At 69.5% G+C, this 22,478-nt stretch carries 17 protein-coding genes; 11 read left to right on the plus strand and 6 right to left on the minus strand.

All coding sequences use genetic code 11. The annotated features are described in order from the left end of the window. Position 1 precedes the first annotated feature (1 nt). Positions 2-619, minus strand: coding sequence for an arylesterase (locus E6C76_RS03515; RefSeq protein ID WP_136346853.1), 618 nt, complete (start codon positions 617-619; stop codon positions 2-4). Here E6C76_RS03515 and E6C76_RS03520 point away from each other — a divergent pair. Together E6C76_RS03520 and E6C76_RS03525 are read left to right on the plus strand one after the other, a co-directional pair. Further along, a complete protein-coding gene (locus tag E6C76_RS03520) occupies positions 603-1,325 on the plus strand; it encodes an ABC transporter ATP-binding protein (RefSeq protein WP_136346854.1) in 723 nt (240 codons plus the stop codon). The two genes, E6C76_RS03515 and E6C76_RS03520, sit on opposite strands and share 17 nt — an antisense overlap. A 74-nt stretch (positions 1,326-1,399) precedes the next feature. Beyond that, positions 1,400-2,161: a hypothetical protein gene (locus E6C76_RS03525; protein ID WP_136346855.1), complete on the plus strand. Its 762-nt coding sequence runs from the start codon at positions 1,400-1,402 to the stop codon at positions 2,159-2,161. 51 nt (positions 2,162-2,212) lie between these two features. On the opposite strand, the gene E6C76_RS03530 is transcribed toward E6C76_RS03525, so the two are convergent. After that, a complete protein-coding gene (locus E6C76_RS03530) occupies positions 2,213-5,509 on the minus strand; it encodes an EAL domain-containing protein (protein WP_136346856.1) in 3,297 nt (1,098 codons plus the stop codon). Between the two features lie 171 nt (positions 5,510-5,680). Between E6C76_RS03530 and E6C76_RS03535 the strand changes: the two genes are divergently transcribed. After that, the gene (locus tag E6C76_RS03535) at positions 5,681-7,582 is read left to right on the plus strand and encodes a SurA N-terminal domain-containing protein (RefSeq protein WP_136346857.1); all 1,902 of its coding nucleotides are present in this window, start codon (positions 5,681-5,683) and stop codon (positions 7,580-7,582) included. 98 nt (positions 7,583-7,680) lie between these two features. On the opposite strand, the gene fabI is transcribed toward E6C76_RS03535, so the two are convergent. Further along, positions 7,681-8,472, minus strand: a complete 792-nt coding sequence (fabI, locus tag E6C76_RS03540) for an enoyl-ACP reductase FabI (protein WP_136346858.1) — start codon at positions 8,470-8,472, stop codon at positions 7,681-7,683. Positions 8,473-8,590: 118 nt separating this feature from the next. Here fabI and E6C76_RS03545 point away from each other — a divergent pair, with 118 nt between their 5' ends. The 7 genes from E6C76_RS03545 (at position 8,591) to moaE (ending at position 15,702) form a co-directional block, all read left to right on the plus strand. Further along, positions 8,591-10,762 carry an ABC transporter substrate-binding protein gene (locus E6C76_RS03545; protein WP_136346859.1) on the plus strand — a complete coding sequence of 724 codons (2,172 nt, stop codon included), beginning with the start codon at positions 8,591-8,593 and terminating at the stop codon, positions 10,760-10,762. Beyond that, positions 10,762-11,739: an ABC transporter permease gene (locus E6C76_RS03550; RefSeq protein ID WP_136346860.1), complete on the plus strand. Its 978-nt coding sequence runs from the start codon at positions 10,762-10,764 to the stop codon at positions 11,737-11,739. The genes E6C76_RS03545 and E6C76_RS03550 overlap by 1 nt, the downstream gene beginning before the upstream one ends. Before the next feature lie 7 nt (positions 11,740-11,746). After that, the gene (locus E6C76_RS03555) at positions 11,747-13,162 is read left to right on the plus strand and encodes an ABC transporter permease (RefSeq protein WP_136346861.1); all 1,416 of its coding nucleotides are present in this window, start codon (positions 11,747-11,749) and stop codon (positions 13,160-13,162) included. Positions 13,163-13,252: 90 nt separating this feature from the next. Further along, the gene (mobB, locus tag E6C76_RS03560) at positions 13,253-13,750 is read left to right on the plus strand and encodes a molybdopterin-guanine dinucleotide biosynthesis protein B (RefSeq protein ID WP_136346862.1); all 498 of its coding nucleotides are present in this window, start codon (positions 13,253-13,255) and stop codon (positions 13,748-13,750) included. Then, a complete protein-coding gene (locus E6C76_RS03565; RefSeq protein ID WP_136346863.1) occupies positions 13,747-14,952 on the plus strand; it encodes a molybdopterin molybdotransferase MoeA in 1,206 nt (401 codons plus the stop codon). The genes mobB and E6C76_RS03565 overlap by 4 nt, the downstream gene beginning before the upstream one ends. 33 nt (positions 14,953-14,985) lie before the next feature. After that, the gene (gene moaD, locus E6C76_RS03570) at positions 14,986-15,243 is read left to right on the plus strand and encodes a molybdopterin converting factor subunit 1 (protein ID WP_136346864.1); all 258 of its coding nucleotides are present in this window, start codon (positions 14,986-14,988) and stop codon (positions 15,241-15,243) included. A gap of 3 nt (positions 15,244-15,246) precedes the next feature. Beyond that, the gene (gene moaE / locus E6C76_RS03575; RefSeq protein WP_136346865.1) at positions 15,247-15,702 is read left to right on the plus strand and encodes a molybdopterin synthase catalytic subunit MoaE; all 456 of its coding nucleotides are present in this window, start codon (positions 15,247-15,249) and stop codon (positions 15,700-15,702) included. A gap of 71 nt (positions 15,703-15,773) precedes the next feature. Here moaE and E6C76_RS03580 read toward each other — a convergent pair whose 3' ends face one another. The 3 genes from E6C76_RS03580 to E6C76_RS03590 form a co-directional block, all read right to left on the minus strand. Next, complete coding sequence (locus E6C76_RS03580; RefSeq protein ID WP_136346866.1) at positions 15,774-16,283, minus strand: phasin family protein; 510 nt, start codon at positions 16,281-16,283, stop codon at positions 15,774-15,776. A 244-nt stretch (positions 16,284-16,527) separates the two neighbouring features. After that, positions 16,528-17,721, minus strand: a complete 1,194-nt coding sequence (locus tag E6C76_RS03585) for a hypothetical protein (protein ID WP_136346867.1) — start codon at positions 17,719-17,721, stop codon at positions 16,528-16,530. Next, on the minus strand, positions 17,718-19,676 hold the full coding sequence (locus tag E6C76_RS03590; protein WP_136346868.1) for a hypothetical protein: 1,959 nt from the start codon (positions 19,674-19,676) through the stop codon (positions 17,718-17,720). Before E6C76_RS03590 ends, E6C76_RS03585 begins: the two co-directional genes overlap by 4 nt. Before the next feature lie 159 nt (positions 19,677-19,835). Between E6C76_RS03590 and clpB the strand changes: the two genes are divergently transcribed. Next, entirely contained in the window at positions 19,836-22,415 is a 2,580-nt protein-coding gene (clpB, locus tag E6C76_RS03595) for an ATP-dependent chaperone ClpB (protein WP_136346869.1), read from the plus strand. Positions 22,416-22,478: the final 63 nt, after the last annotated feature.

Here is a 22,478-nt window from a genome sequence, read left to right on the forward strand (position 1 = left end):
TTCAGCGTCCGGCCTTGTCGAGCAGCGGGACGAGGTGAGGCCAGACGTTGTCGACGATCAGCGGCTGGGCTTCGGCGGTGGGATGGATGCCGTCGGCCTGGAACAGTTCGCGGCGTTCGGCGAAGCCTTCGAGCAGGAAGGGCAGCAGCGCCGCGCCGCGCGCGCCGGCCACTTCCCCGAAGGTGGCGGCGAAGCGCCGGGTGTAGGCCGGGCCGTAGTTGGGCGGCATCTGCATGCCGACCACCAGCACGCGGGCGCCGGCAGCCTGCGCGGCATCGACCATGGCGCCCAGGTTGTCGGCCAGTTGTGCCGGCGGCAGGCCGCGCAGGCCGTCGTTGCCGCCCAGCTCGAGGATCACCACTTCGGGGCGGTGGTGTTCCAGCGCGGCGGGCAGGCGGGAGCGTCCGCCGGCCGAGGTTTCGCCGCTGACGCTGCCATTGACCACCTGGTGCGGGAACCCTTCGCGCGTCAGGCGCGTCTGCAGCAGGGTGGGCCAGGCTTCTTCGCTGCGCAGGCCGTAGCCGGCCGACAGGCTGTCGCCCCATACCAGGATCGTCGCCGCCTGCGCGGCGCCGGAAAACAGGACGAACAAGAAGAGCACCATGGATCGAAGCGGCATCGAGTTTTCCCCTCCCGTCCTCGAAGTGGACGGTCTGTGCAAGACGGTGGAACTGGCCGACGGCCAGGGCGAGTTGCGCATTTTGCGCGAGATCGGTTTTTCGGTGGGCCCGGGCGAATCCGTGGCCATCGTCGGCGCCTCGGGCTCGGGCAAATCCACGCTGCTGGGATTGCTCGCCGGGCTGGACGTTCCCAGCGCGGGCAGCGTGCGCATCCTCGGCACGGATCTGTTCGCGCTGGACGAAGACGCGCGCGCCGCGCTGCGCGGCGAGTCGGTGGGCTTCGTGTTCCAGTCCTTCCAGTTGCTGCCGGCGCTGACCGCACTGGAAAACGTCATGCTGCCGCTGGAGCTGGCCGGCGCGTCGAACGCGCGCGAAACGGCCCTGCAGTGGCTGGAGCGCGTGGGCCTGGGCGGGCGCACCACGCATTACCCCAAGCATCTTTCCGGCGGCGAACAGCAGCGCGTGGCCCTGGCGCGCGCCTTCGCCAGCAATCCGCGCCTGCTGCTCGCCGATGAGCCCACCGGCAACCTGGACGCGGCCACCGGCGCGGCGGTCATCGAGCTGATGTTCGCGCTCAACCGCGAGGCCGGCACCACGCTGATCCTGGTGACCCACGACGAGATGCTGGCGGCGCGCTGCGGGCGGCGCCTGCGCATGAAAGCCGGTGTGCTGGAGGCGGCGGAAGCCGAGCCCGTAGCGGGCTGAGCCCTGCCGCCGGTTTGCCCTGCATGGCGGCGGGGCGGCACAATGGCGGCCTTTTTCGCCGAGGAAGCCCGCTCATGACCCAGGACGCCGCGTCCCCCATCCCCGCCGATCCGCTCGCCGCGCTGGCCTCGTCCGAAGAGCAGCGCCGCGCCGCGCGCATGGCGCAGGACGCCTTTGCCCAGGTGTTCCGCCTGACCCTGGAAGCCGATGATGCGCAACGCGAGTCCGGTGTGGGAGAACTGCGTGCCGCGCTGGGCAACTGGGCTGCGGCCGGGCAGGGCGAGGATGGCACCGCACTGCGCCTGGCGATGCTGCTGAACGGGCTGGATCAGTGGGGTGTGGCCTACAGCCGCGCCTACGGGCTCAACGCGCTGCCGGGCTTGAGCGAACTGGTCGGCGCCCTGCGCACCGCGCTCGACGAGTGCGCGGAGGCGCGCTTTCTGACCCAGTTCGAGGCGCTCGGCGCAGCCGAGCACCATGCCATCGATTTCAAGGTGGATCTGCGCCGCGCCATCCACCTGGCGCTGTGGCACGGCGCCATCGCCGCCGGGGAGCGCGAAGAGGCGCTGCGCCTGGCGGGCGAACTGGGCGGCGTGCTGTTGGCGGTGGCGCGCGAGATGCCGGAGCTGGGCTGGCGCCTGGTGGCCGATGCGCTGGCGCACATCCAGATCCAGTGCCTGGCGCACGGGCTGGCCGCCGAGGGCACGGCGCGCGAGGCCACCGAAGCCTTGTTCGCCGCCTTGATGCGCGAACTGCCGGCCGGGACGCGCGATGCGACGATGGCGCATGCCGCGCAGGCGGTGGTGGGCTGGCGGCAGGCCAACCGGCCGCACTGATACGGCTGGCTGTGGGGCAACGGGCCCCATGAAACGGCCGTGGCCGGGTTCTCAGGACTTGCCGGGCGTGGCCGGCGCGGCTGCGTGGCGGGCGGCCCAGGTTTCGAATTCGGCGACCGGCAGCGGGCGGGAGAACAGGAAACCCTGCACACTGTCGCAGCCGCGCGCATGCAGCCAGGCGAGCTGTTCCGCGTGCTCCACGCCCTCGGCCACCACGTCCAGCCCGAGGTCGCGCGCCAGGGAGAGGGTGGCGGAGGCCACCGCGGCGTCCTCATGGTCGCCGGGCAGGTCCATGATGAAGGAGCGGTCGATCTTCAGGCGGCTGATCGGCAGGCGCTTCAGATAGGACAGGCTGGAGTAGCCGGTGCCGAAATCGTCCAGCGCCAGCTTGAGGCCCAGGCGGCCGAGTTCGAGCAGGCGTTCGTGCAGGGCATCGGTGGGCTGCATCAGCGCGCTTTCGGTGATTTCCAGTTCGATGCGTTGGGGGGCCGCGCCGGTTTCGCGCAGGATGGCCACGACCTGCTGGGTGAAGTCTGCGCGGCGGAACTGCAGCGCGGAGATGTTGACCGCGACGACCAGCCAGCCGAGCCCGGCGCCGGCCCAGGTCACCTGCTGGCGGCAGGCCTGGCGCAGCACCCATTCGCCGAGCGGCACGATCAGGCCGGAATCCTCGGCCACCGGGATGAACTGGCCGGGCAGCACCTGCCCCATGTCCGGATGCTGCCAGCGCACCAGGGCCTCGCAGCCCACCAGGCGGCCGTCGGCCACGCTGACCTGGGGCTGGTAGTGCAGGGTGAGTTCGTCGCGCTCGATGGCGCGGCGCAAGGCGCTTTCCAGCACCAGACGTTCGAACACGCGCACGTTCATTTCCGGCACGAAGAACAGGTAGTTGCTGCGCCCGGCCTCCTTGGCGCCGTACATCGCCGTGTCGGCGTGCTTGAGCAGGGTGTCGACGTCGTCGCCGTCAGCCGGATACAGGGCGATGCCGATGCTGACCGAGGGGCGCAGTTCGTGGCCGTCGATGTCGATCGGTTCGGCCAGCGTGGCGAGCATGCGGTGCGCGACCAGTGCAGCGTCCTCGGGCTGGCCGAGATGGGGAAGCAGGGCGACGAATTCGTCGCCGCCGAGGCGGGCGAGCACGTCTTCGTCGTGCAGGCAGCCTGACAGACGACGTGCCACGGTGGCGAGCAGGCGGTCACCGACCGGGTGGCCGAGCGAGTCGTTGATCGTCTTGAAGTGGTCGAGATCGAGGAACAGCACGCCCAGCATGCCGGCGCGCGCCTTGGTCTCGGCCAGCGCGGCCTGTGCCTGCTTGAGCCACAGGCTGCGGTTGGGCAGGCCGGTGAGGGTGTCGTAGTGGGCCAGATGCTGGATGTGCGCCTCGGCCTGGCGCGTGGCGGTGATGTCCTGCACGGTGCCGCGCAGGCGCAGCGGGCGGCCGTTGCGCCATTCGGCTTCGATCTGCACGTGCGCGGTGCGGTGCGGAGAATCCTGCAGGTGGCAATCCATGGCTCGTTCGCCCGGTGCTTCCAGGGTGGCGGCGATGGCCTGGTGCAGGGCGTCGCGGCTCTGTTCCTCGAAGCTGCCGAGCAAGGCTTCCAGCGTGCCCGGCAGGCGGCTGTGGGGCGGGCCGAGCAGGCTGGCGAGGCCGTCGGAGCAGATCAGGGCGCTGCCATCCGGTTCGCATTCCCAGCTGCCCAGGCGGGCGATGCGCTGGGCGCGGTCGAGCGCGGCGCGCTGGTCGCGCAGTTCCTGCGTGGCGTGCGCCAGTTCGGCGGTGCGCCGGTCGATGAGCCGGGAGATCTGTCGCGTGTGGCCGCTGCTCATCAGCAGGAAGGCGCCCAGCATGCCGAGGGTGGAAAGTCCGAAGACCACTGCGGCCCAGGCTTCCCAGCCGCGCAGTGCATTGACGTAGCTTTGGCTGCCGTGCATGAGGATCTGCCATTCGCGTCCGGCGAACGAGACTGGTACCGCACGGCTGACCTGCGGGGCCGGACGATCCCCCGCCTCGCAGCCTTCCGGGCCGTACAGGCGGCGGTTGCCGGGCGTGCCGGCGAGGTCGATCAGGCACATTTCCACGGTGCCTGGGGACGCCTCGCCGAGAATGGCATCCAGGGTGTCGTCCATGCGGAACACTGCGGAGATCATCCCGAGCATGGCCGGCTGCATGCCGTCGCGCGGGCGCTCGAAGACCGCCTGATAGATCACCACGCCGCGTTGCGTGGCGTTTTCCTGCACCAGATGGATGCCTTCCGTGGCCACCGGCAGGCCGTGCGTGCGCGAGCGTTCGATGGCCAGCGCGGTTGCCGGCAGCGAGAGGGGGTTGAGTCCGTAAACCGAACGGTTCGCTCCGAACGGTTCGACGAAGACGATGGGCAGATAGAGGGGGGCCTCGCTCGCCGGGAAGGTCTCTCCCCCCGGCATGCGGTCGAAGATGGCAAAGCCGTCGCCGTGCGCCTCGCGTACCGTTTCTTCGAAGGATGGGCGCTGGGAGTGCTCGACGAGCGGACTCCAGCCGAAATTCTGCGTGCCCGGGTAGCGCTGCAGCCAGGGGGTGACGAAATCGTGGAAATCGCGCCGGTCGACGTGATCGGAGGCAGCCATGAACTGCTGCACGGCGAGGATCATGTCGATCTGCGCGTCCAGGCGCTTGCGCACCAGACTGGCGAGATGCTCGCTGTCGCGGTTGAAGTGCGCCTGGATGCGCAGGTATTCCCAGTGGCGGATCTGCAGCAGCGCCACGCCGGTGATCAACAGCGCGACGGCCAGCGGCAGGGCCACCGCCAGCCGGCGCGGCTGCCAGTCTTCCACGGGCCGGCCGAAGAGGACGAACATCAGCGGTGAGAACACCAGGACGCCCAGGGTATCGCCCAGCCACCAGCTCCACCAGTTGAACAGCGCTTCGTCGGACGGCATCAGCCCGGCGTGGACGAGCAGCGGCACCGCCGCGCTGGCGCTCACCAGGCAGCCGAGCGGCGCCACCATGGTCATGAAGCGCAGGATCGATCCCGGCGCGTCGAGCGCGTTGGGCCAGCCCACCAGGCGGCGGGTCAGCCACACTCCGGTGAGCGCCTGCATGCCGGCGAACAGCGGCACCACGAACACCGGCCAGGGCAGGTCGGCGAGCGGCACGGTCTGAATGGCGAACAGGATCAGCACGGCCAGCGAGCCGGCCACCACGCCGCCGACATGGCGACGGCCGAAGATCAACAATGCGGCCAGGGCGATGCCGGAGGAGGGAAAAAACGGAACGGAATAACCGGGTGGAATGGCGAATTTCAGCGACACCCAGCCGAACAAGGCATAGACGACGGCCAGCAGGGAAGAGATGATCAGCGGGTGGCGCATGTCAACGGATTATAGCGGGCGGGCGCCCCCCGGTCCGTGCGCCGTGTGCATGGAACGCGCGGGCCGGCCGCATTCTGGCCTAGATGTGCGGCTGATGCGATAATTGCCCGCTTGACCGCGCGCGGCGCAATCCGGCGCGTAGCCCTTTCCACGGATTTCACGGGAATCAAGATGTTCGAGGCAGTCCGCAAAAACAAACGTTTCGCCCAGATCATCCTGGCGCTCCTGATCGTGCCTTTCGCGTTCTTCGGCATGGACGCCTATTTTGCCGACGGGCCCGCCGGCAACGAGGTGGCGGTGGTCGGCGATTCGAAGATCTACGCCTTCGAATTCGACGAGGCGCTGCGCACCCAGCAGGACCGCCTGCGCGAATCGATGGGCGCGCAGTTCGACCGCAGTCTGCTCGATTCGCCGGAACTGCGCCGCGCGGTGCTGGACAACCTGATCAATCAGCGCCTGCTCGCCCTGCATGCCGCCGAGCATCGCCTGGTGGTCACCCCGCAGCAACTGCAATCGACCATCTTCGAAGTGCCCGCCTTCCAGGACAACGGACAGTTCTCCATGCAGCGCTACGAAGCCGTGCTGCGCGGCCAGGGCATGAATCCGGCCACCTTCGAGAGCCGTCTCAGCCAGGACCTGCGCGTGCAGCAGATGGCCATGGCGGTCAGCGATGCGTCCTTCGTCGCCACCGAATCCGCGCGCCGCTTCCTGCTCTCCCAGGGCGAGGAGCGCGAGGTGCGCGAAATGGCCTTCCCGGCCGCCGAGTACCTGGACCACGCCAAGGTGGGCGAAGAGGCCGTGCGCGCCTTTTACGACGCCAACCCGGAGCGCTTCGAGCAGCCGGCGCGCGTGAAGGCCGAGTACCTGGCCTTCGACGAAAGCGCGCTGCTCTCCCAGCTGGAGGTTTCCGAGGACGACATCCGCCAGGCCTACGAGAGCAGCGCCGAGCGCTACGGCGTGCCGGAAGAGCGCCGCGCCCGCCACATCCTGCTGGAACTGGGTCCCGACGCGAGCGAGCAGCAGCTTGCCGAAACCCACGCGCGCGCCGAACAGCTCACCGAGCAGGTGCGCAAGGAGCCGGGCCGTTTCGAGGCGCTGGCGCGTGAGAACTCGGTGGATACCGGCTCCGCCTCGCGCGGCGGCGATCTGGGTTTCTTCGGCCGCGGCGTGATGGTCAAGCCCTTCGAGGATGCGGTGTTCGGCGCGGCCAAGGACGAGGTGCTCGACCCGGTGCGTTCGGACTTCGGCTATCACATCATCCAGGTCACCGACATCCGCGCGCCGCAGCAGCGCCCGCTGGCCGAGGTGCGCGGCGAGATCGAGGAAGAACTCAAGCGCCAGCGCGCCGGCCAGCGCTACGCCGAACTGGCCGAGCAGTTCGCCAACACGGTCTACGAGCAGGCCGACAGCCTGGCGCCGGCCGCTGAACTGCTGGGCCTGCAGGTGCAGCAGACCGACTGGATCGCGCGCAACTCCGCTGCGGTCGGCCCGTACAACAGCGAACGCCTGGTCGAGGCGCTGTTCTCCGACGAGTCGGTCAACGCGCGCCGCAATGTGGACGCGGTGGAGGTGGCGCCCAGCGTGCTGGTGGCCGCCCGGGTGATCGATCATCAGGCCGCGCGCCGTTTGCCCTTCGAGGAAGTGCGCGCGGGCATCGAGGGCGAACTGCGCGAGGCCGAGGCCGAGCGCCTGGCCCGCGAGGATGGCGAAGCCGTGCTGGCCGCCCTGGAACGCGGCGAGCAGCCGGTGCGTGAATGGGGGCCGTCCGCCACCCTGCAGCGCGCCACCGCCTCGCTCACCCAGGATGCGCTGCACGCGGTGTTCGGCGCGCCCTCCACCAATCTGCCGGCGCATGTCGGCGTGACGGTGCCGGGCAGCGGCTATGCGCTGTACCGCATCGAGACGGTCACCCGCCCGGAACTGGCGGAGGACGATCCGCGCGTCGGAATGATCGGCGGACAGTACGCCCAGCTGCTGGCCGAGCGCGATTTCGCCGCCTTCCTGAGCCTGCTGCGCGAGCGCTACAAGGTCGAGGTGCGCGAGTCGACGCTGCGCGCCGCGCAGCAGCAGTAAATTCTCCGCATCGACGCACGGGCCCCGCGGCCTGTGCGTCAGAAAACAAAAACGCCCGGCACGTGCCGGGCGTTTTGCATTGGGGGAACGGGCCGGGTTCAGCCCTGGTCCGGGTTGCCCAGCGCGGTGGTGTTGAAGCCGCCATCCACGTACATGATCTCGCCGGTGATGCCGCTGGCCAGATCAGAACAGAGGAAGGCGGCGGCGTTGCCGACTTCCTCGATGGTCACGTTGCGGCGCAGCGGGGCGTTGCGCTCGTTGAACGACAGCAGCTTGCCGAAGCTGCCGATGCCCGAGGCCGCCAGGGTCTTGATCGGGCCGGCGGAGATCGCGTTGGCGCGGATGCCTTCCGGCCCCAGGCAGACGGCCAGGTAGCGCACCGAGGCTTCCAGGCTGGCCTTGGCCATCCCCATGATGTTGTAGTTGGGCATGGTGCGCACCGCGCCCAGATAGGACAGCGTCAGCAGCGCGCCGTTGCGGCCCTTCATCAGCGGGCGGGCGGCCTTGGCGAGCGCCGGGAAGCTGTAGGCGGAGACGTCCTGCGAGATGCGGAAGGCCTCGCGCGAGAAACCGTCGAGGAAGTCGCCTTCCAGCGCGTCGGTGGGCGCGTAGGCGATCGAGTGCACCAGGGCGTCGAGGCCGTCCCAGTGTTGTCCGAGCTGCTCGAACAGGGCGGTGATCTGCGCGTCTTCCTGCACGTCGCAAGGCAGCACCAGCGAACTGCCGAACTCGGCCGCCATCTTCGCCACCCGCTCCTGGAAGCGCTCGTTCTGATACGTGAAGGCCAGTTCGGCGCCTTCACGGTGCATGGCCTTGGCGATGCCGTATGCAATCGAGCGATTGCTCAGCAACCCGGTGATCAGGATGCGTTTGCCTGCAAGAAAGCCCATCGTCGATATTTCTCCAGTGATCAAGCGCGCGATTATAGCCGATGCGCGAGCATGGAAATGCGCTGGTGATCGGCTTCTCGCCGTCATCGCCGCACAGCTGCGCGTTAGAATGCCCGCCATGAATCGCCGCGTGGGCCTGCTCCTGCCGCTGTTCCTGTTGCTGACCGCCTGCGGCGGAGCGTGGAACGACCCCTATCCGGCCGCCGAGCGCGGCCGGAACATTCTGTATACCGCGTTCACGGAACGCCCCAAGCACCTGGATCCGGTACAGTCCTACAGCGAGGACGAGGCGGTCTTCCTGTACCAGATCGTCGAACCGCCGCTCGAATACCACTATCTGAAGCGCCCCTATCAACTGCGTCCCGGCTCGGCCGCCGACTTGCCGCTGGTGCGCCTGTTCGATGCGCAAGGGCGAGAACTGCCGGCGGACGCCGATCCCGCGCGGGTGGCGCGCAGCGAATACGAGATCCACGTGCGGCCCGGCGTGCTCTACCAGCCGCATCCGGCCTTCGCCAAACGCACGGACGGCACGCCGCGCTATCTCGACCTGCAGCCCGAGGACCTGCGCGGTGTGCGCGGGGTGGGCGATTTCGCCGAGACCGGCACGCGTGAGCTGGAAGCAGGCGATTTCGTCCACCAGATCAAGCGGCTCGCCCATCCGCGCCTGCATTCGCCGATCTTCGAACTGATGGCCGAGTACATCCCCGGGATGAAGACGCTGCAGGAGCAGTTGGCCGAAGAAGCGCGTCGCGAGCCGGGCTGGCTGGATCTGACGCGCTTCGAACTGCCCGGCGTGGAGGTGGTGGACCGCCACACCTACCGCGTGCGCCTGGAAGGCAACTACCCGCAGTTCCTGTACTGGCTGACCATGCCGTTCTTCTCCCCAATGCCGCCGGAGGCCGACCGCTTCTTCGGCCAGCCGGGCATGGCGGAGCGCAACCTCACCCTGGACTGGTGGCCGGTGGGCACCGGCCCTTACATGCTGGCGGAGAACAACCCCAACGCGCGCATGGTGCTGGCCAGGAATCCCAACTACCGGGGCGATATCTACCCCTGCGAGGGCGGGCCGGAAGATGCCGTGGGCGGCCTGCTGGCCGATTGCGGCAAGGCCTTGCCCTTCATCGACAAGGTGGTGTTCACCCGCGAGCGCGAGGGCATTCCGTACTGGAACAAGTTCCTGCAGGGCTATTACGACGCCTCCGGCGTGTCGGCGGAGAACTTCGACCAGGCGGTGAGCATGACCAGCCAGGGTGACGTGACGCTGTCCGACGAGATGGGCGAACGCGGCATCCGGCTGATCACCTCGGTGTCGCCCTCGGTGTTCTACATGGGCTTCAACATGCTTGATCCGCTGATCGGCGGCGACGGCACGCCGGCCGGGCGCGAGCGTGCGCGCAAGCTGCGCCAGGCGATTTCCATCGCGCTGGACATGGAGGAATTCGTCTCCATCTTCCTCAACGGGCGCGGTGTGCCGGCCATGCACCCGATTCCGCCCGGCCTGTTCGGCGCGCGCGAGGGCGAGGAGGGCATCAACCCGGTGGTCTACGAATGGCGCGACGGCGCGCCGAGCCGCCGCGGCAAGGACGCCGCCCGCCGCCTGCTCGCCGAGGCCGGCTGGCCCAACGGGCGCAACGCGCAGACCGGCGAGGCGCTGATCATCAACCTGGACACCACACCGGGCGGGCTGGGCGACAAGGCACGCTCGGACTGGCTGGCCAAGCAGTTCCGCGACCTCGGCGTGCAGTTCGTGGTGCGCGCCACCGACTGGAACCGCTTCCAGGAAAAACTGCGCACCGGCAACGCGCAGCTGTTCTTCCTGGGCTGGAACGCCGACTACCCGGATCCGGAAAACCTGCTGTTCCTGCTCTACGGCCCGCAGGGCAAGGTGAAGTTTTCCGGGCAGAACGCCGGCAACTACCAGAACGACGAATACGACCGCCTGTTCGAGAAGATGAAGGCCATGCCCGACGGCCCTGAACGCCAGGCCATCATCGACCGCATGGTGGCCATCCTGCAGCACGACGCGCCGTGGCTGTTCGGCTTCCATCCCAAGGCCTACTCGCTGCAGCACGGCTGGGTGCACAACCGCAAGCCGGGCGTCATCGTGCGCGGCACGCTGAAGTACCAGCGCGTGGATACTGCCGCGCGCGAGGCCGCACGCGCCGCCTGGAACCGCCCGGTGCTGTGGCCGCTGGCCGTGCTGGCGGTGCTGCTGGCTGCCATGGTGGCCCCGGCGCTGGCGCACTGGCGCCGCCACGAACGCGCTACGGCCGGGGGAGGGCGGCGCTGATGCTGGCCTACATCGTCCGTCGCCTGCTGTACGCGCTGCCCATCCTGATCGGCGTGAATCTGCTCACCTTTCTGTTGTTCTTCGTGGTCAATTCGCCCGACGACATGGCCCGCATGAACCTGGGCGCGCGCCACGCCACCGCCGAGGGCATCGAGCGCTGGAAGGTGGAGCGCGGCTACGACAAGCCGGTGTTCTGGAACGCGGACGCGGCCGGCGCCGAGAAGCTCACCCACACCATCTTCTTCGACAAGTCGCTGCGCATGTTCGCCTTCGACTTCGGCGCGGCCGACGACGGACGCGACATCGGCCGCGAGATCCGCGACCGCATGGGGCCGTCGCTGGCCATCGCAGTGCCCACCTTCCTGCTCGGCCTGTTCGTCTCGGTGTCGCTGGCCCTGCTGCTGGTGTTCTTCCGCGCCACCTACCTGGATTTCTGGGGCGTGGTGATCTGCGTGGCGATGATGTCCATCTCCAGCCTGTTCTACATCATCGGCGGGCAGTGGCTGGTCTCCAAGGTATGGTCGCTGGTGCCGATCTCCGGCTACGCGCCGGGGCTGGACGCGGCGCGCTTCCTGATTCTGCCGGTGCTGATCAGCGTGATCGGCGGGGTGGGCTCCAGCGTGCGCTGGTACCGCACCATCTTCCTGGAAGAGATCTCGCGCGACTACGTGCGCACCGCGCGCGCCAAGGGGCTGTCGGAACTCGCCGTGCTGTTCCGCCACGTCCTGAAGAACGCCATGATCCCCATCCTCACCGGTGTGGTCGTGGTGATCCCGCTGCTGTTCATGGGCAGCCTGCTGGTGGAATCCTTCTTCGGCATTCCCGGCCTGGGCAGCTACACCATCGACGCCATCGGCGCGCAGGATTTCGCCGTGGTGCGTGCCATGGTGTTCATCGGCTCGGTGCTGTACATCGTCGGGCTGATCCTCACCGACCTCTCCTACACCCTGGTCGATCCCAGGGTACGGCTGGAGTAGGGCGCCCATGAGTTTCCAGCCCGTGCTGCTGTGGACCGACCTGCTGTTCTTCCTGCTGCTGCTCGCCGCGGCCGGCACGGTCTGGCACGCGCGCCGCAGCGTGCCGCTGTCGGCGGCCTGGCGCAAGGTGGGGCGGCGCCCGGTGGGCATGGCTTCGGCCACCGTGCTGCTGGCCTTCCTGGCGGTCGGCGTGGTCGACAGCCTGCATTTCCGCCCGCAGCTGCCGGCGGTGGAAGGCGCGCCGGCCGATGCCGCGCCGGTGTATTCGTCCGAGGTGTTGTCGGCGCTCGACGTGTTGCTCGAACCCTTGCGCACGCGTACCGAGAAGACCTATTCCGCGCCGTTCGCGGATCGCCTGTACGCGCGCGAGACGGTGGAGCTGCCGGAAGGCGGGCAGGCGCGCATCTTCCCGCGCCTGGAATATGGCGCGGCGCATCTGCAGGATCCCGATGCCGAGCGTGCGGCGGATGTCGCGCGCCGCCTGGGCACCGGCGTGCTGGTTGCTGCCGTGCTGTGGGTGCCGCTGGCGCTGCTGGTGGCCGCCGGCGTGGCGCGCCGTGCCGGCGAGCCGTTCGCGCAGGGGCTGCGCCGGCTGGCGCGTGGCGAGACGGGGCTGGCCTGGCGCACGGTGCTGCTCACCCTGGCGGCGATCCTGCTGGTGGCCTGCGCAGCCGCCGCGCTGGCGCCGTGGTACCACATCCTGGGCACCGACAAGGTCGGCCAGGACGTGTTCTACCAGTCCCTCAAGAGTGTGCGCACGGCGCTGGTGATCGGCACGCTGACCACGCTGGTGATGCTGCCCTTCGCGGTGGCGCTGGGGGTCATGGCCGGCTACCTGGGCGGCTGGGTGGACGACGTGATCCAGTATCTGTACACCGTGCTCAACGCCATTCCCGGCGTGCTGCTGATCGCCGCCGCGGTGCTGATGATGCAGGTGGTCATCGACACCCACCCGCAATGGTTCGCCACCGCTGCCGAGCGCGCCGACGCCCGCCTGCTGGCGCTCTGCCTGATCCTCGGCATCACCAGCTGGACCGGGCTGTGCCGCCTGCTGCGCGGCGAGACGCTGAAGCTGCGCGAGCTGGAATACGTGCAGGCCGCACGTGCCTTCGGCGTGCAAACCCCGGCCATCCTGCGCCGCCACATCCTGCCCAACGTGCTGCACATCGTGCTGATCGCGCTGGTGATGGATTTCTCCGGGCTGGTGCTGGCCGAGGCGGTGCTGTCCTATATCGGCATCGGCGTGGATCCGACGATGATCAGCTTCGGCACCATGATCAACATGGCGCGCGCCGAGCTTGCCCGCGAGCCCATGGTGTGGTGGTCGCTGGCCGCCGCGTTCTGCTTCATGTTCGTGCTGGTACTGGCCGCCAACCTGTTCGCCGACTCGGTGCGCGATGCCTTCGACCCCCGGCGGGGGTGAGCCGGGCAGCCTGCGCATGGTCAAGTTCGAGCGCCTGCCGTCTGTAGTATCCTGCGCCCCACCAAGCGTGTTCCCATTCCCCGCGACCCGATGAAAGTGTTTGGCATCGCCGGCTGGTCCGGTTCCGGCAAGACCACCCTGCTCGAAAAGCTCATCCCGGAGATCACCGCGCGCGGGCTGAGCGTGTCGGTGATCAAGCACACCCACCACGATTTCGACATCGACAAGCCCGGCAAGGACTCCTGGCGCCACCGCGAGGCGGGTGCCAGCCAGGTGCTGCTGCTGGGCAGCCAGCGCTGGGCGCTGATGCACGAACTGCGCGGCCGGCCGGAACCCACGCTGGAAGAGCAGTTGAGCCTGCTGCAAACCGTCGATCTGGTGCTGATCGAAGGCTACAAGGCTTCCGCCGTGCCCAAGATCGAAATCCACCGCCCGGCGCACGGCAAGCCGCCCCTGTGGCCGGACAACGATTCCGTGGTGGCGGTGGCCAGCGACGTGGAACTGGCCGACTGCCCCCTGCCGCTGCTGCCGCTCAACGAGCCGGCGGCGGTGGCCGAATTCATCCTTGCCCATCTGGAGTCTGCATGAGGGCCGAACTGATTTCCTTCGACGAAGCCTTCGAACGCCTGGTCGCCGCCGCGCGTCCGCTGCGCGAGATCGACGAGGTCGATCTGCACAGGGCGGCCGGCCGCGTGCTGGCCGTCGATCTGGTCTCGGACATCGATCTGCCGCCGATGGACAACTCGGCGATGGACGGCTACGCCCTGCGCGTGGCCGATGTCCCCGCGCCGGGCACGCGCCTGCCGGTTTCCCAACGCATTCCCGCCGGCAGCGTGGGTCATGCCCTGCAGGCGGGCACGGCGGCGCGCATCTTCACCGGCGCGCCGCTGCCGCCCGGCGCCGACGCGGTGGTCATGCAGGAGTTGTGCGAGCACACGGGCGACAGCGTCCTCATCAACCACCTGCCGCGCCAGGGCGAATTCATCCGCCGCGCCGGGGGCGACATCGCGCGCGGGCGCCGCGTGCTGGCCGCGGGCACCCGCCTGCGCGCCCAGGAAGTCGCCCTGGCGGCCTCGGTCGGCCTGCCCGCGCTGGCGGTGCGCCGGCGTCTGCGCGTCGCGCTGCTGTCCACCGGCAGCGAACTGAACCAGCCGGGCCAGCCGCTGCCGCCGGGCGGCATCTACAACTCCAACCGTTTCCTGCTGCGCGCGTTGCTGACCGGACTGGGCTGCGAGGTGACCGACCTGGGCATCGTCGCCGATGAACTGCCCGCCACCCGCCGCGCCCTGCGCGAGGCTGCCGAGGGGCACGACCTGATCCTCACCACCGGCGGCGTCTCGGTGGGCGAGGAAGACCACGTGAAACCGGCGGTGGAGGCCGAGGGCGAACTGCACATGTGGCGCATCGCCATGAAGCCGGGCAAGCCGCTGGCCCACGGGCGCGTACATGCCGCCGCCTTCATCGGCCTGCCGGGCAACCCGGTGGCGAGTTTCGTCGGCTTCCTGATGCTGGTACGGCCCTTCATCCTGGCCTCCCAGGGCGTGGCCGAGGTGCAGCCCGACAGCGTGCGCCTGCGCGCGGATTTCGATTGGACGAAGCCGGATTCCCGCCGCGAATTCCTGCGCGCGCGCATGACTGAGACGGGCGGCGTGGAGCTGTTCGACAACCAGGGCTCCGCCGCACTCAACGCCGCCAGCTGGGCCAACGGCCTGGTCGATATTCCCGCCGGCCAGGCGGTGGCGCGCGGCGAGCCGGTGCGCTTCCTGCCGTTCGGCGGCCTGCTATCCTGAAAGCGGCGGGCGTCTGCCGCTGGAGAAAGAACCATGAGCGAACTGAACATTCTGTACTTCGCCAGCCTGCGTGAAGCGCTGGGTTGCAGTGGGGAGCGCCTCGCGCTGCCCGATGGCGTGCGTACCGTGGGTGCGCTGCGCGAGCACCTCGCCGCGCGCGGCGAAGGCTGGGCGGCGCTGGGCGCCGGGCGCAACGTGCGCGCCGCGCTCGACCAGCGCATGGTCGGGCCGGATGCGCCGCTGGCCGGAGGCGAGGAGGTGGCCTTCTTCCCGCCGGTGACCGGGGGCTGAGCGATGTCGGTCAGCGTGCAGCGGGAGGACTTCGACGCCGGCGCGGAAATCGCCGCGCTGTCGGCCGGCAACGCCGGAGTCGGCGCGGTGGCCAGCTTCGTCGGCCTGGTGCGCGATGCGGGCCACGACCAGCGCGTGGAGGCGATGACCCTGGAACACTATCCGGGCATGACCGAACGCGCGCTCGCCGAGATCGTCGTCGAAGCCGAAGGGCGCTGGCGCCTGCTCGGCACGCGGGTGATCCACCGCCACGGCCGCCTGCTGCCGGGCGAGCGCATCGTCTTCGTCGGCGTGGCCAGCGCGCATCGCGGGGACGCCTTCGCGGCCTGCGAATTCATCATGGACTACCTGAAGACGCGCGCACCGTTCTGGAAGCGCGAGGAAACGCCGGAAGGCGCCCGGTGGGTGGATGCGCGCGAGAGCGACGACGAGGCTGCGGCGCGCTGGAACGCGAACTGAGCAAAAAACAAGGCGCCCGCGGGCGCCTTGTGATCTTCCAGGATGGCGCAGAGCCGTCCGGTGAAGTGTGCTTACTTGCGGCCCTTGGGCGGCTGGAGGTTGCTGAACGCCTGGAAGGCCTCGGTGGAGGCGCGGGTGACCTGCTCGAAGGCGCTGCGCGTGGTGTCCATCGCGGTCTGGATGGCGCTGATCGCGTTCTGGTCGGTGATCGGCAGGCCCTTGAAGAGCTTCTGCAGGGCGTCGAACACGTCGTTGCTGCCGGTGGACAGCTGTTCGCCGACCAGCTTGCCGACCTCGGTCTGTGTGCGCGTGGTGATCTCGGCGATCTCGCGGGCGGTGGACAGCAGCTTCTCGGTGGTGGCCTGGGCGAACTGGGTGCGCAGATCGATCGCAGCCTTCGGGTCCTTCAGCGTGCTCAGCGCCTTGGCGTTTTCCACGCCGTCCTCGAACAGGGTCTTGGCGGTCGCAACCTGCAGTTCCAGGATGCGCTGGGAGTTCTCGATGGACAGCTGCGCCAGGCGCACGGCCGCTTCGAGGTTTTTCTTCTGCAACTCGCTGGTTTGGTCTTGCTTGATGGCCATGTGTATCCTCCAGGCGCTCGGTTGGTGTCGGGCGCGGCGCGCCCCGATCCGGTGACGATGACGCCGATCGGCATTCCCATGCCGCTCCCTCGGCCTCGGCAGCAAACATAGCACAGGGAAATGTGCAACTGTTGTAGACCGCGACAATTCGCTTTTCCGGATGGAGCGATCGTGCATCAAGGAGCGCCGTCCGGGCGGCCGGGGGCGTGCCGGATTCCCCGCTCTGGGTAATCCGCCCTGGCGCCTACCAGGCCACGGCGAAGTCGCCGACGGCGCCGTCGCGCCACACCCGCGCCGCCGCCTGCGCCGCCAGGCAGTCCGTGCGCCGGGCCGCGTCGTAGCTGCACAGCAGCTGGCCGGAGGAGGGCGAACCCGCCGCGTTGAAGGACGGCTGGCCGGCGCGCGGCACGGCCGGGCTCAGTTCGACCCAGCCGCCCGGCTCGCCGGCGCGCCGCACGTACAGCAGCACCACCGTCGTGGACGGCAGTTCGCAATCGGCCGGGCCCTGCCAGGTATAGCCGCCGTCCACGGTGGGCTCGCCCAGGAGCACGCCCAGGTTCCAGTGCACGGTGAATGATTCCACCCCGCAGCGGCCGACCGTCAGGTTGCGCTTGGTCATGCTGCCGCGGCCCGGCCCCTGTCCGGCGCCGTTGGCCTCGGCGCTGGCCGCCTCGATGCGCACGCCAGCGCCGCTGCTGCCGGGCTCGACGCGCGCGGGCAGGGGCGTGCCCGCCGTGCCGGTGGCGAACGACGTGGAAGGGGAAGCCGGCGCGGCGGCCGGCGCGGACGGGCCGCCGGCCGCAGTCGCCGTCGTGTCCGGCCCGTGCTGCGTTTCCGCCGGGCGCTGCCGCTGTCCGGCTTCGCGCTCGCGGCGCTGCGCCTCGGCCTGCTGCTGCCGCTCGCGCTCCCACTGTGCCTGCCGTTCGCGTTCGAGCCGCTGCCGTTCGTGCCGCTCGACCATGCGCTCGGTGCGGCGCAGGCGTTCCAGGTCCGTCTGCACGCCCGCGCCGATCCTCCTCGCAGCGTCGCCCAGGAAATCGGGCTGCGGCTGGTCGGCGATGCGTTCGGTCCGTTCGCGCTCTTCCCGCAGCGCGCGGGCGCGCCGCTGTTCGGCCTCGGCCTCGGTTGCGGCGCGTTCCTCCTCCTCGCGCCGCTGCGCCGCCTCGCGCAAGGCCTGCTGGCGTTGTTCTTCCGCCAGCCGCCGGGCCTCGCGCTCGCGCGCGGCCTGTTCCTGGGCGGCCTCGATCTCGCCGCTGCGCACGGCGCCGGAAAACAGCGAATCCGCCGCCGGCGCCCCGCTTGCCGGCGGCACAGCGGGCGCCGCGCCGCCGCCCACGGCCTGGGAGAACAGGCCGCCGCCCTGCTGCGCCCAGCCTGGCGCCGCGGCGGCGCAGAACAGCACGCCCAGGGCGGCGGCGCAGCCCGCGCGCCGGCTCACGGCCGCGCCTCCGTCTGCGCCTGTGCGGCAGCGGGCTGGCGCTGGAGCGCATAGGTCAGGCCGCCGCCGGTGCCGACCAGCACGCGGCCGTCGGCCAGTTCGGCCCAATGGCCGAAGCGGTAGCCCTGGTTGCCGGCATATTCCCTGATCTGGTGGTCAGGGGGAATGACGAAGCCGCTTGCGGGATTCTGCCGAGCCGCTTCAGCCGCCTTGCGCGCGAAGTCGTCGATGCTGGCCTTGTTCCCATGGCGCAGCGGCAGGGCCCATTGGAGGCCGCCGGCATCGAAGGCGGCCAGCACGGCCAGCGGCTGCCGGTCCAGCCACAGGTCGGCGTCCAGCCGCTGGCCGTCGGCCAGCACCGTGGCGTGCAGGTCCTTGGGAAAGCTCAGGTTCAGCAGTGCCAGCACGCTGCCGTCGGCCAGCCGGCCGGCCTGGGCCAGCGCCACCTCGCCGGCCAGATCGGCGGCGATGAGATCATGTTCCCGGCCGGCCACGCGCAGGCGGTGGCTGTCCGCGCCGGAGGCGGGGGCCAGCAGCTCGGCCACGGCTTCGTCCGCGCCGGGCTGGCGGGGCGTGGCACTGAGGCCGGCGCGGGTGTCGATGCGCCACTGCCCCCACAGCCACTCCCAGCCTTCGCCCGCACTGCCCGCTTCCAGGCGCGCGGGCGGCCACCAGTCGGGCCGCCGCGCCGTGCCGGTCTGCAGCAGCAGGCTGGCGCGCAGGCTGCCGTCGCGCTCGAAGATGCGCAGCGCGCGCAGCGGTTTGTCGGCCTCATGTGCCTTGCCCAGCCCACCGTCAGCGGCGGTGCGCACCGCGCGGCCGGCCACCAGCAGGGCGCCGTCGGGCAGCACGGCGCAGTCGTCCAGGCCGCTGTCGAACCAGTAGCGGCGGCCGCCGGCAAAGGCGCCTTCGGGATGGTCCTGGGGCATGCCCCAGGCGGTGCTGTCGGCGACTGTGCCCTGCGCGTCGACCCAGGCCCACAGGCCGGCGCGCTTGGGAGCGGCACCCAGCTGCAGGTTGGCGCAGATGCGCAGTTCGCCGGTTGCGTCGGCGGCCACGCGGACGATCTCGCTGCGCCAACCGGCGGAAAAGTACTCCGGATGCCCCTGGTGCGCGGGCCGCCCCGGCACCAGGTAGCCGTGACTCCCCCATTCTCCGACCGCATGGCCGCTGTCGAACATCGCCGCGGTGACCACATCGAGGGATGGGGGGGCTGAAGAGGAGGGCGAGCGTAGCCAGATGCGGTTGAAATCGTAGACCTGCAACCATGCCGGCTGCCCGTCGGCGGCGAAACTCCGCAGTGCGGCCGGGGGCAGTTGCGGCAGGTCCAGGCGCGGCCAGCTGCCGTCGATCTTCGCCGCGTCCAGGGCCGTGCCGGTCGGCCGGTGGCCGTAGGCCAGCCAGCCGCCGCCGGGCAGGGCGTGCAGGCCGTTCTGACGCTCGCCGGCATACCACTCGTAGTTCCATCCGCCGAGCCAGCGGGTGTCGCTGGGCAGGGCGCTCACCGTCACCGCCCGCGGTGCGCGTTCCATGGCCCGCAGCAGGGGCGCATCCAGCAGCGCCCGGGCGCGTTCACGCTCGCGCGCGGCGGCGCTGGCGGCCTGTTCCAGCGCGTCGTAGCGCGACAGCGCCTGCGCGTACAGCGCGTGCTCGCGCCCGGCCTGGGCGATGAAGGCTTCGAGTGCGGCGCGCGCCTCCAGCGGCTGGCCGGCCTTTTCCAGTGCCACGCCCTCGTAGTAGCGCATCTCGGCGCCCACCGTGCCGTCGGCGCCGCGGAATTCGGCCAGATGCTTGAGGAAGTCGGCGTAGCGTTCGGTCTTGACAGCCTCGACCATGCGCAGCTCCAGCAGGTCGCGCTGCGCTGCGGGGGACAGCTGGGCGTGGGCGGCGGACAGCGCCAGGGCCAGGCCGGCGGCGGCCAGCAAGCGGGTTGCGGAGGCAGTTGTCGTTCTCATGGCGGCATCGGTCTCGCTGGGTCGTGGGTCGGGGGTACGGAATCATAACAAACTGTAACCGCTCGACTTCCGCGCGGCCGCCGCGCGCGGCTTCTCTTGAACGTGCCGGAATGCACCCCACATAGGAGGCAGTTCAAATCCATCGGGGAAATTCCTGCCATGCGCTTCGACAAGCTCACCACCAAGTTTCAGCAGGCCATCGCGGATGCGCAGAGCATCGCGGTGGGCAACGACCAGCAGTTCATCGAGCCGGCCCACCTGCTCGCCGCCATGCTCGACCAGGACGACGGCGGCACGGTTTCTCTGTTGCAGCGCGCCGGCGTCAACGTGCCGCCGCTGAAGACCGCCCTGCAGCGCGCCATTGAGCGCCTGCCCAAGGTGGAAGGCCACGGCGGGGAAGTGCAGGTGGGGCGCGACCTGAACAATCTGCTCAACCTCACCGACAAGGAGGCGCAGAAGCGCGGCGACCAGTTCATCGCCAGCGAGATGTTCCTGCTCGCGCTGGCCGACGATAAAGGCGAGACCGGCCGCCTGCTGAAGGAATACGGCCTGACCCGCAAGGCGCTGGAGGCCGCGGTGGATGCCGTGCGCGGCGGGCAGCACGTGGACAGCCAGGAGGCCGAGGGCCAGCGCGAGGCGCTGAAGAAGTACTGTCTGGACCTCACCGAGCGCGCCCACGCCGGCAAGCTGGACCCGGTGATCGGTCGCGACGACGAGATCCGCCGCGCCATCCAGATCCTCCAGCGCCGCACCAAGAACAACCCGGTGCTGATCGGCGAGCCCGGCGTGGGCAAGACCGCCATCGTCGAGGGGCTGGCGCAGCGTATCGTCAATGACGAGGTGCCGGAGAGCCTGAAGGGCAAGCGCGTGCTGTCGCTCGACATGGCCGCGCTGCTGGCCGGCGCCAAGTACCGCGGCGAGTTCGAGGAGCGCCTGAAGGCGGTGCTCAAGGACATCGCCCAGGAAGAAGGGCGCATCATCGTCTTCATCGACGAAATCCATACCATGGTCGGCGCCGGCAAGGCCGAGGGCGCCATCGACGCCGGCAACATGCTCAAGCCTGCGCTGGCGCGCGGCGAGCTGCACTGCATCGGCGCCACCACGCTGGACGAATACCGCAAGTACATCGAGAAGGATGCCGCGCTGGAGCGCCGCTTCCAGAAGGTGCTGGTGGACGAGCCCACGGTGGAATCCACCATCGCCATCCTGCGCGGCCTGCAGGAGAAGTACGAGATCCACCACGGCGTGGACATCACCGACCCGGCCATCGTCGCCGCGGCCGAACTCTCCCACCGCTACATCACCGACCGCTTCCTGCCGGACAAGGCCATCGACCTGATCGACGAGGCCGCCGCGCGCATCAAGATGGAGATCGATTCCAAGCCGGAGGTCATGGACAAGCTCGACCGCCGCATGATCCAGCTGAAGATCGAGCGCGAGGCAGTGAAGCGCGAGAAGGACGAGGCTTCGCAGAAGCGCCTGCAGCTGATCGAGGAAGAACTCGCCAAGCTGCAGCGCGAGTACAACGACCTGGAAGAGGTGTGGAAGGCGGAAAAGGCCAAGGTGCAGGGCTCCGCCCACATCAAGGAAGAGATCGACCGGGTGCGCGCGCTGATGGCGGATTTCCAGCGCAAGGGCCAGCTCGACAAGGTCGCCGAACTGCAGTACGGCAAGCTGCCGCAGCTGGAAGCACAACTGAAGGCGGCCGAGCAGGCCGGCGGCGATGGCACGCCCAACAAGCTCTTGCGTACCGAGGTGGGCGCCGAGGAAATCGCCGAGGTGGTCTCGCGCGCCACCGGTATCCCGGTCAGCAAGATGATGCAGGGCGAGCGCGACAAGCTGCTGCACATGGAAGAGCGCCTGCACGCCCGCGTGGTGGGGCAGGACGAGGCCGTGCGCCTGGTGTCGGACGCCATCCGCCGCTCGCGTGCCGGGCTGGCCGACGAGAACCGCCCCTACGGCTCCTTCCTGTTCCTCGGCCCCACCGGCGTGGGCAAGACCGAGCTGTGCAAGAGCCTGGCGGAATTCCTGTTCGATTCGGAGGAGCACCTGATCCGCATCGACATGAGCGAGTTCATGGAGAAGCATTCGGTCGCCCGCCTGATCGGCGCGCCGCCGGGCTACGTGGGCTACGAGGAAGGCGGCTACCTCACCGAGCAGGTGCGCCGCAAGCCGTACAGCGTGATCCTCTTCGACGAGGTGGAGAAGGCCCACCCGGACGTCTTCAACGTGCTGCTGCAGGTGCTCGACGACGGCCGCATGACCGACGGGCAGGGCCGCACGGTGGACTTCAAGAACACCGTGATCGTCATGACCAGCAACCTCGGCAGCCAGATGATCCAGCAGATGTCGGGCGATGACTACCAGGTGATCAAGCTGGCGGTGATGGCCGAGGTGAAGACCTTCTTCCGCCCGGAGTTCATCAACCGCATCGACGAGGTGGTGGTGTTCCACGCCCTGGACGAGAAGAACATCGCCGGCATCGCGCGCATCCAGCTGAAGTATCTGGAAAAGCGCCTGGCGCGCCTGGAGATGGGGCTGGAGGTCAGCGACGCGGCGCTCGCCGAGATCGCCGAGGCCGGCTTCGATCCGGTGTTCGGCGCGCGGCCGCTCAAGCGCGCCATCCAGGAGCGCATCGAGAATCCGCTGGCCAAGGCGATCCTGGAAGGCCAGTTCGGCGCCAAGGATCGCATCCGCGTGGATGCCGCCAACGGCAAGCTGAAGTTCGCCCGCGCCTGATCCAGCCCATCTCGCGCGCCGCCGCACGATGCGGCGGCGCGTGCTTTCGGGCCGTGGCGGCTG

This window comes from Pseudothauera nasutitermitis, assembly GCF_004801295.1.
Taxonomy (GTDB): Bacteria; Pseudomonadota; Gammaproteobacteria; order Burkholderiales; family Rhodocyclaceae; genus Pseudothauera; species Pseudothauera nasutitermitis.

Excerpts from the sequence above, each read along its gene's own strand:
- E6C76_RS03520 (WP_136346854.1), top strand. The coding sequence starts at position 603 with ATGGATCGAAGCGGCATCGAGTTTTCCCCTCCCGTCCTCGAAGTGGAC.
- E6C76_RS03515 (WP_136346853.1), bottom strand. The coding sequence starts at position 619 with ATGCCGCTTCGATCCATGGTGCTCTTCTTGTTCGTCCTGTTTTCCGGC.
- E6C76_RS03525 (WP_136346855.1), top strand. The coding sequence starts at position 1,400 with ATGACCCAGGACGCCGCGTCCCCCATCCCCGCCGATCCGCTCGCCGCG.
- E6C76_RS03530 (WP_136346856.1), bottom strand. The coding sequence starts at position 5,509 with ATGCGCCACCCGCTGATCATCTCTTCCCTGCTGGCCGTCGTCTATGCC.
- E6C76_RS03535 (WP_136346857.1), top strand. The coding sequence starts at position 5,681 with ATGTTCGAGGCAGTCCGCAAAAACAAACGTTTCGCCCAGATCATCCTG.
- fabI (WP_136346858.1), bottom strand. The coding sequence starts at position 8,472 with ATGGGCTTTCTTGCAGGCAAACGCATCCTGATCACCGGGTTGCTGAGC.
- E6C76_RS03545 (WP_136346859.1), top strand. The coding sequence starts at position 8,591 with ATGAATCGCCGCGTGGGCCTGCTCCTGCCGCTGTTCCTGTTGCTGACC.
- E6C76_RS03550 (WP_136346860.1), top strand. The coding sequence starts at position 10,762 with ATGCTGGCCTACATCGTCCGTCGCCTGCTGTACGCGCTGCCCATCCTG.
- E6C76_RS03555 (WP_136346861.1), top strand. The coding sequence starts at position 11,747 with ATGAGTTTCCAGCCCGTGCTGCTGTGGACCGACCTGCTGTTCTTCCTG.
- mobB (WP_136346862.1), top strand. The coding sequence starts at position 13,253 with ATGAAAGTGTTTGGCATCGCCGGCTGGTCCGGTTCCGGCAAGACCACC.
- E6C76_RS03565 (WP_136346863.1), top strand. The coding sequence starts at position 13,747 with ATGAGGGCCGAACTGATTTCCTTCGACGAAGCCTTCGAACGCCTGGTC.
- moaD (WP_136346864.1), top strand. The coding sequence starts at position 14,986 with ATGAGCGAACTGAACATTCTGTACTTCGCCAGCCTGCGTGAAGCGCTG.
- moaE (WP_136346865.1), top strand. The coding sequence starts at position 15,247 with ATGTCGGTCAGCGTGCAGCGGGAGGACTTCGACGCCGGCGCGGAAATC.
- E6C76_RS03580 (WP_136346866.1), bottom strand. The coding sequence starts at position 16,283 with ATGGCCATCAAGCAAGACCAAACCAGCGAGTTGCAGAAGAAAAACCTC.
- E6C76_RS03590 (WP_136346868.1), bottom strand. The coding sequence starts at position 19,676 with ATGAGAACGACAACTGCCTCCGCAACCCGCTTGCTGGCCGCCGCCGGC.
- clpB (WP_136346869.1), top strand. The coding sequence starts at position 19,836 with ATGCGCTTCGACAAGCTCACCACCAAGTTTCAGCAGGCCATCGCGGAT.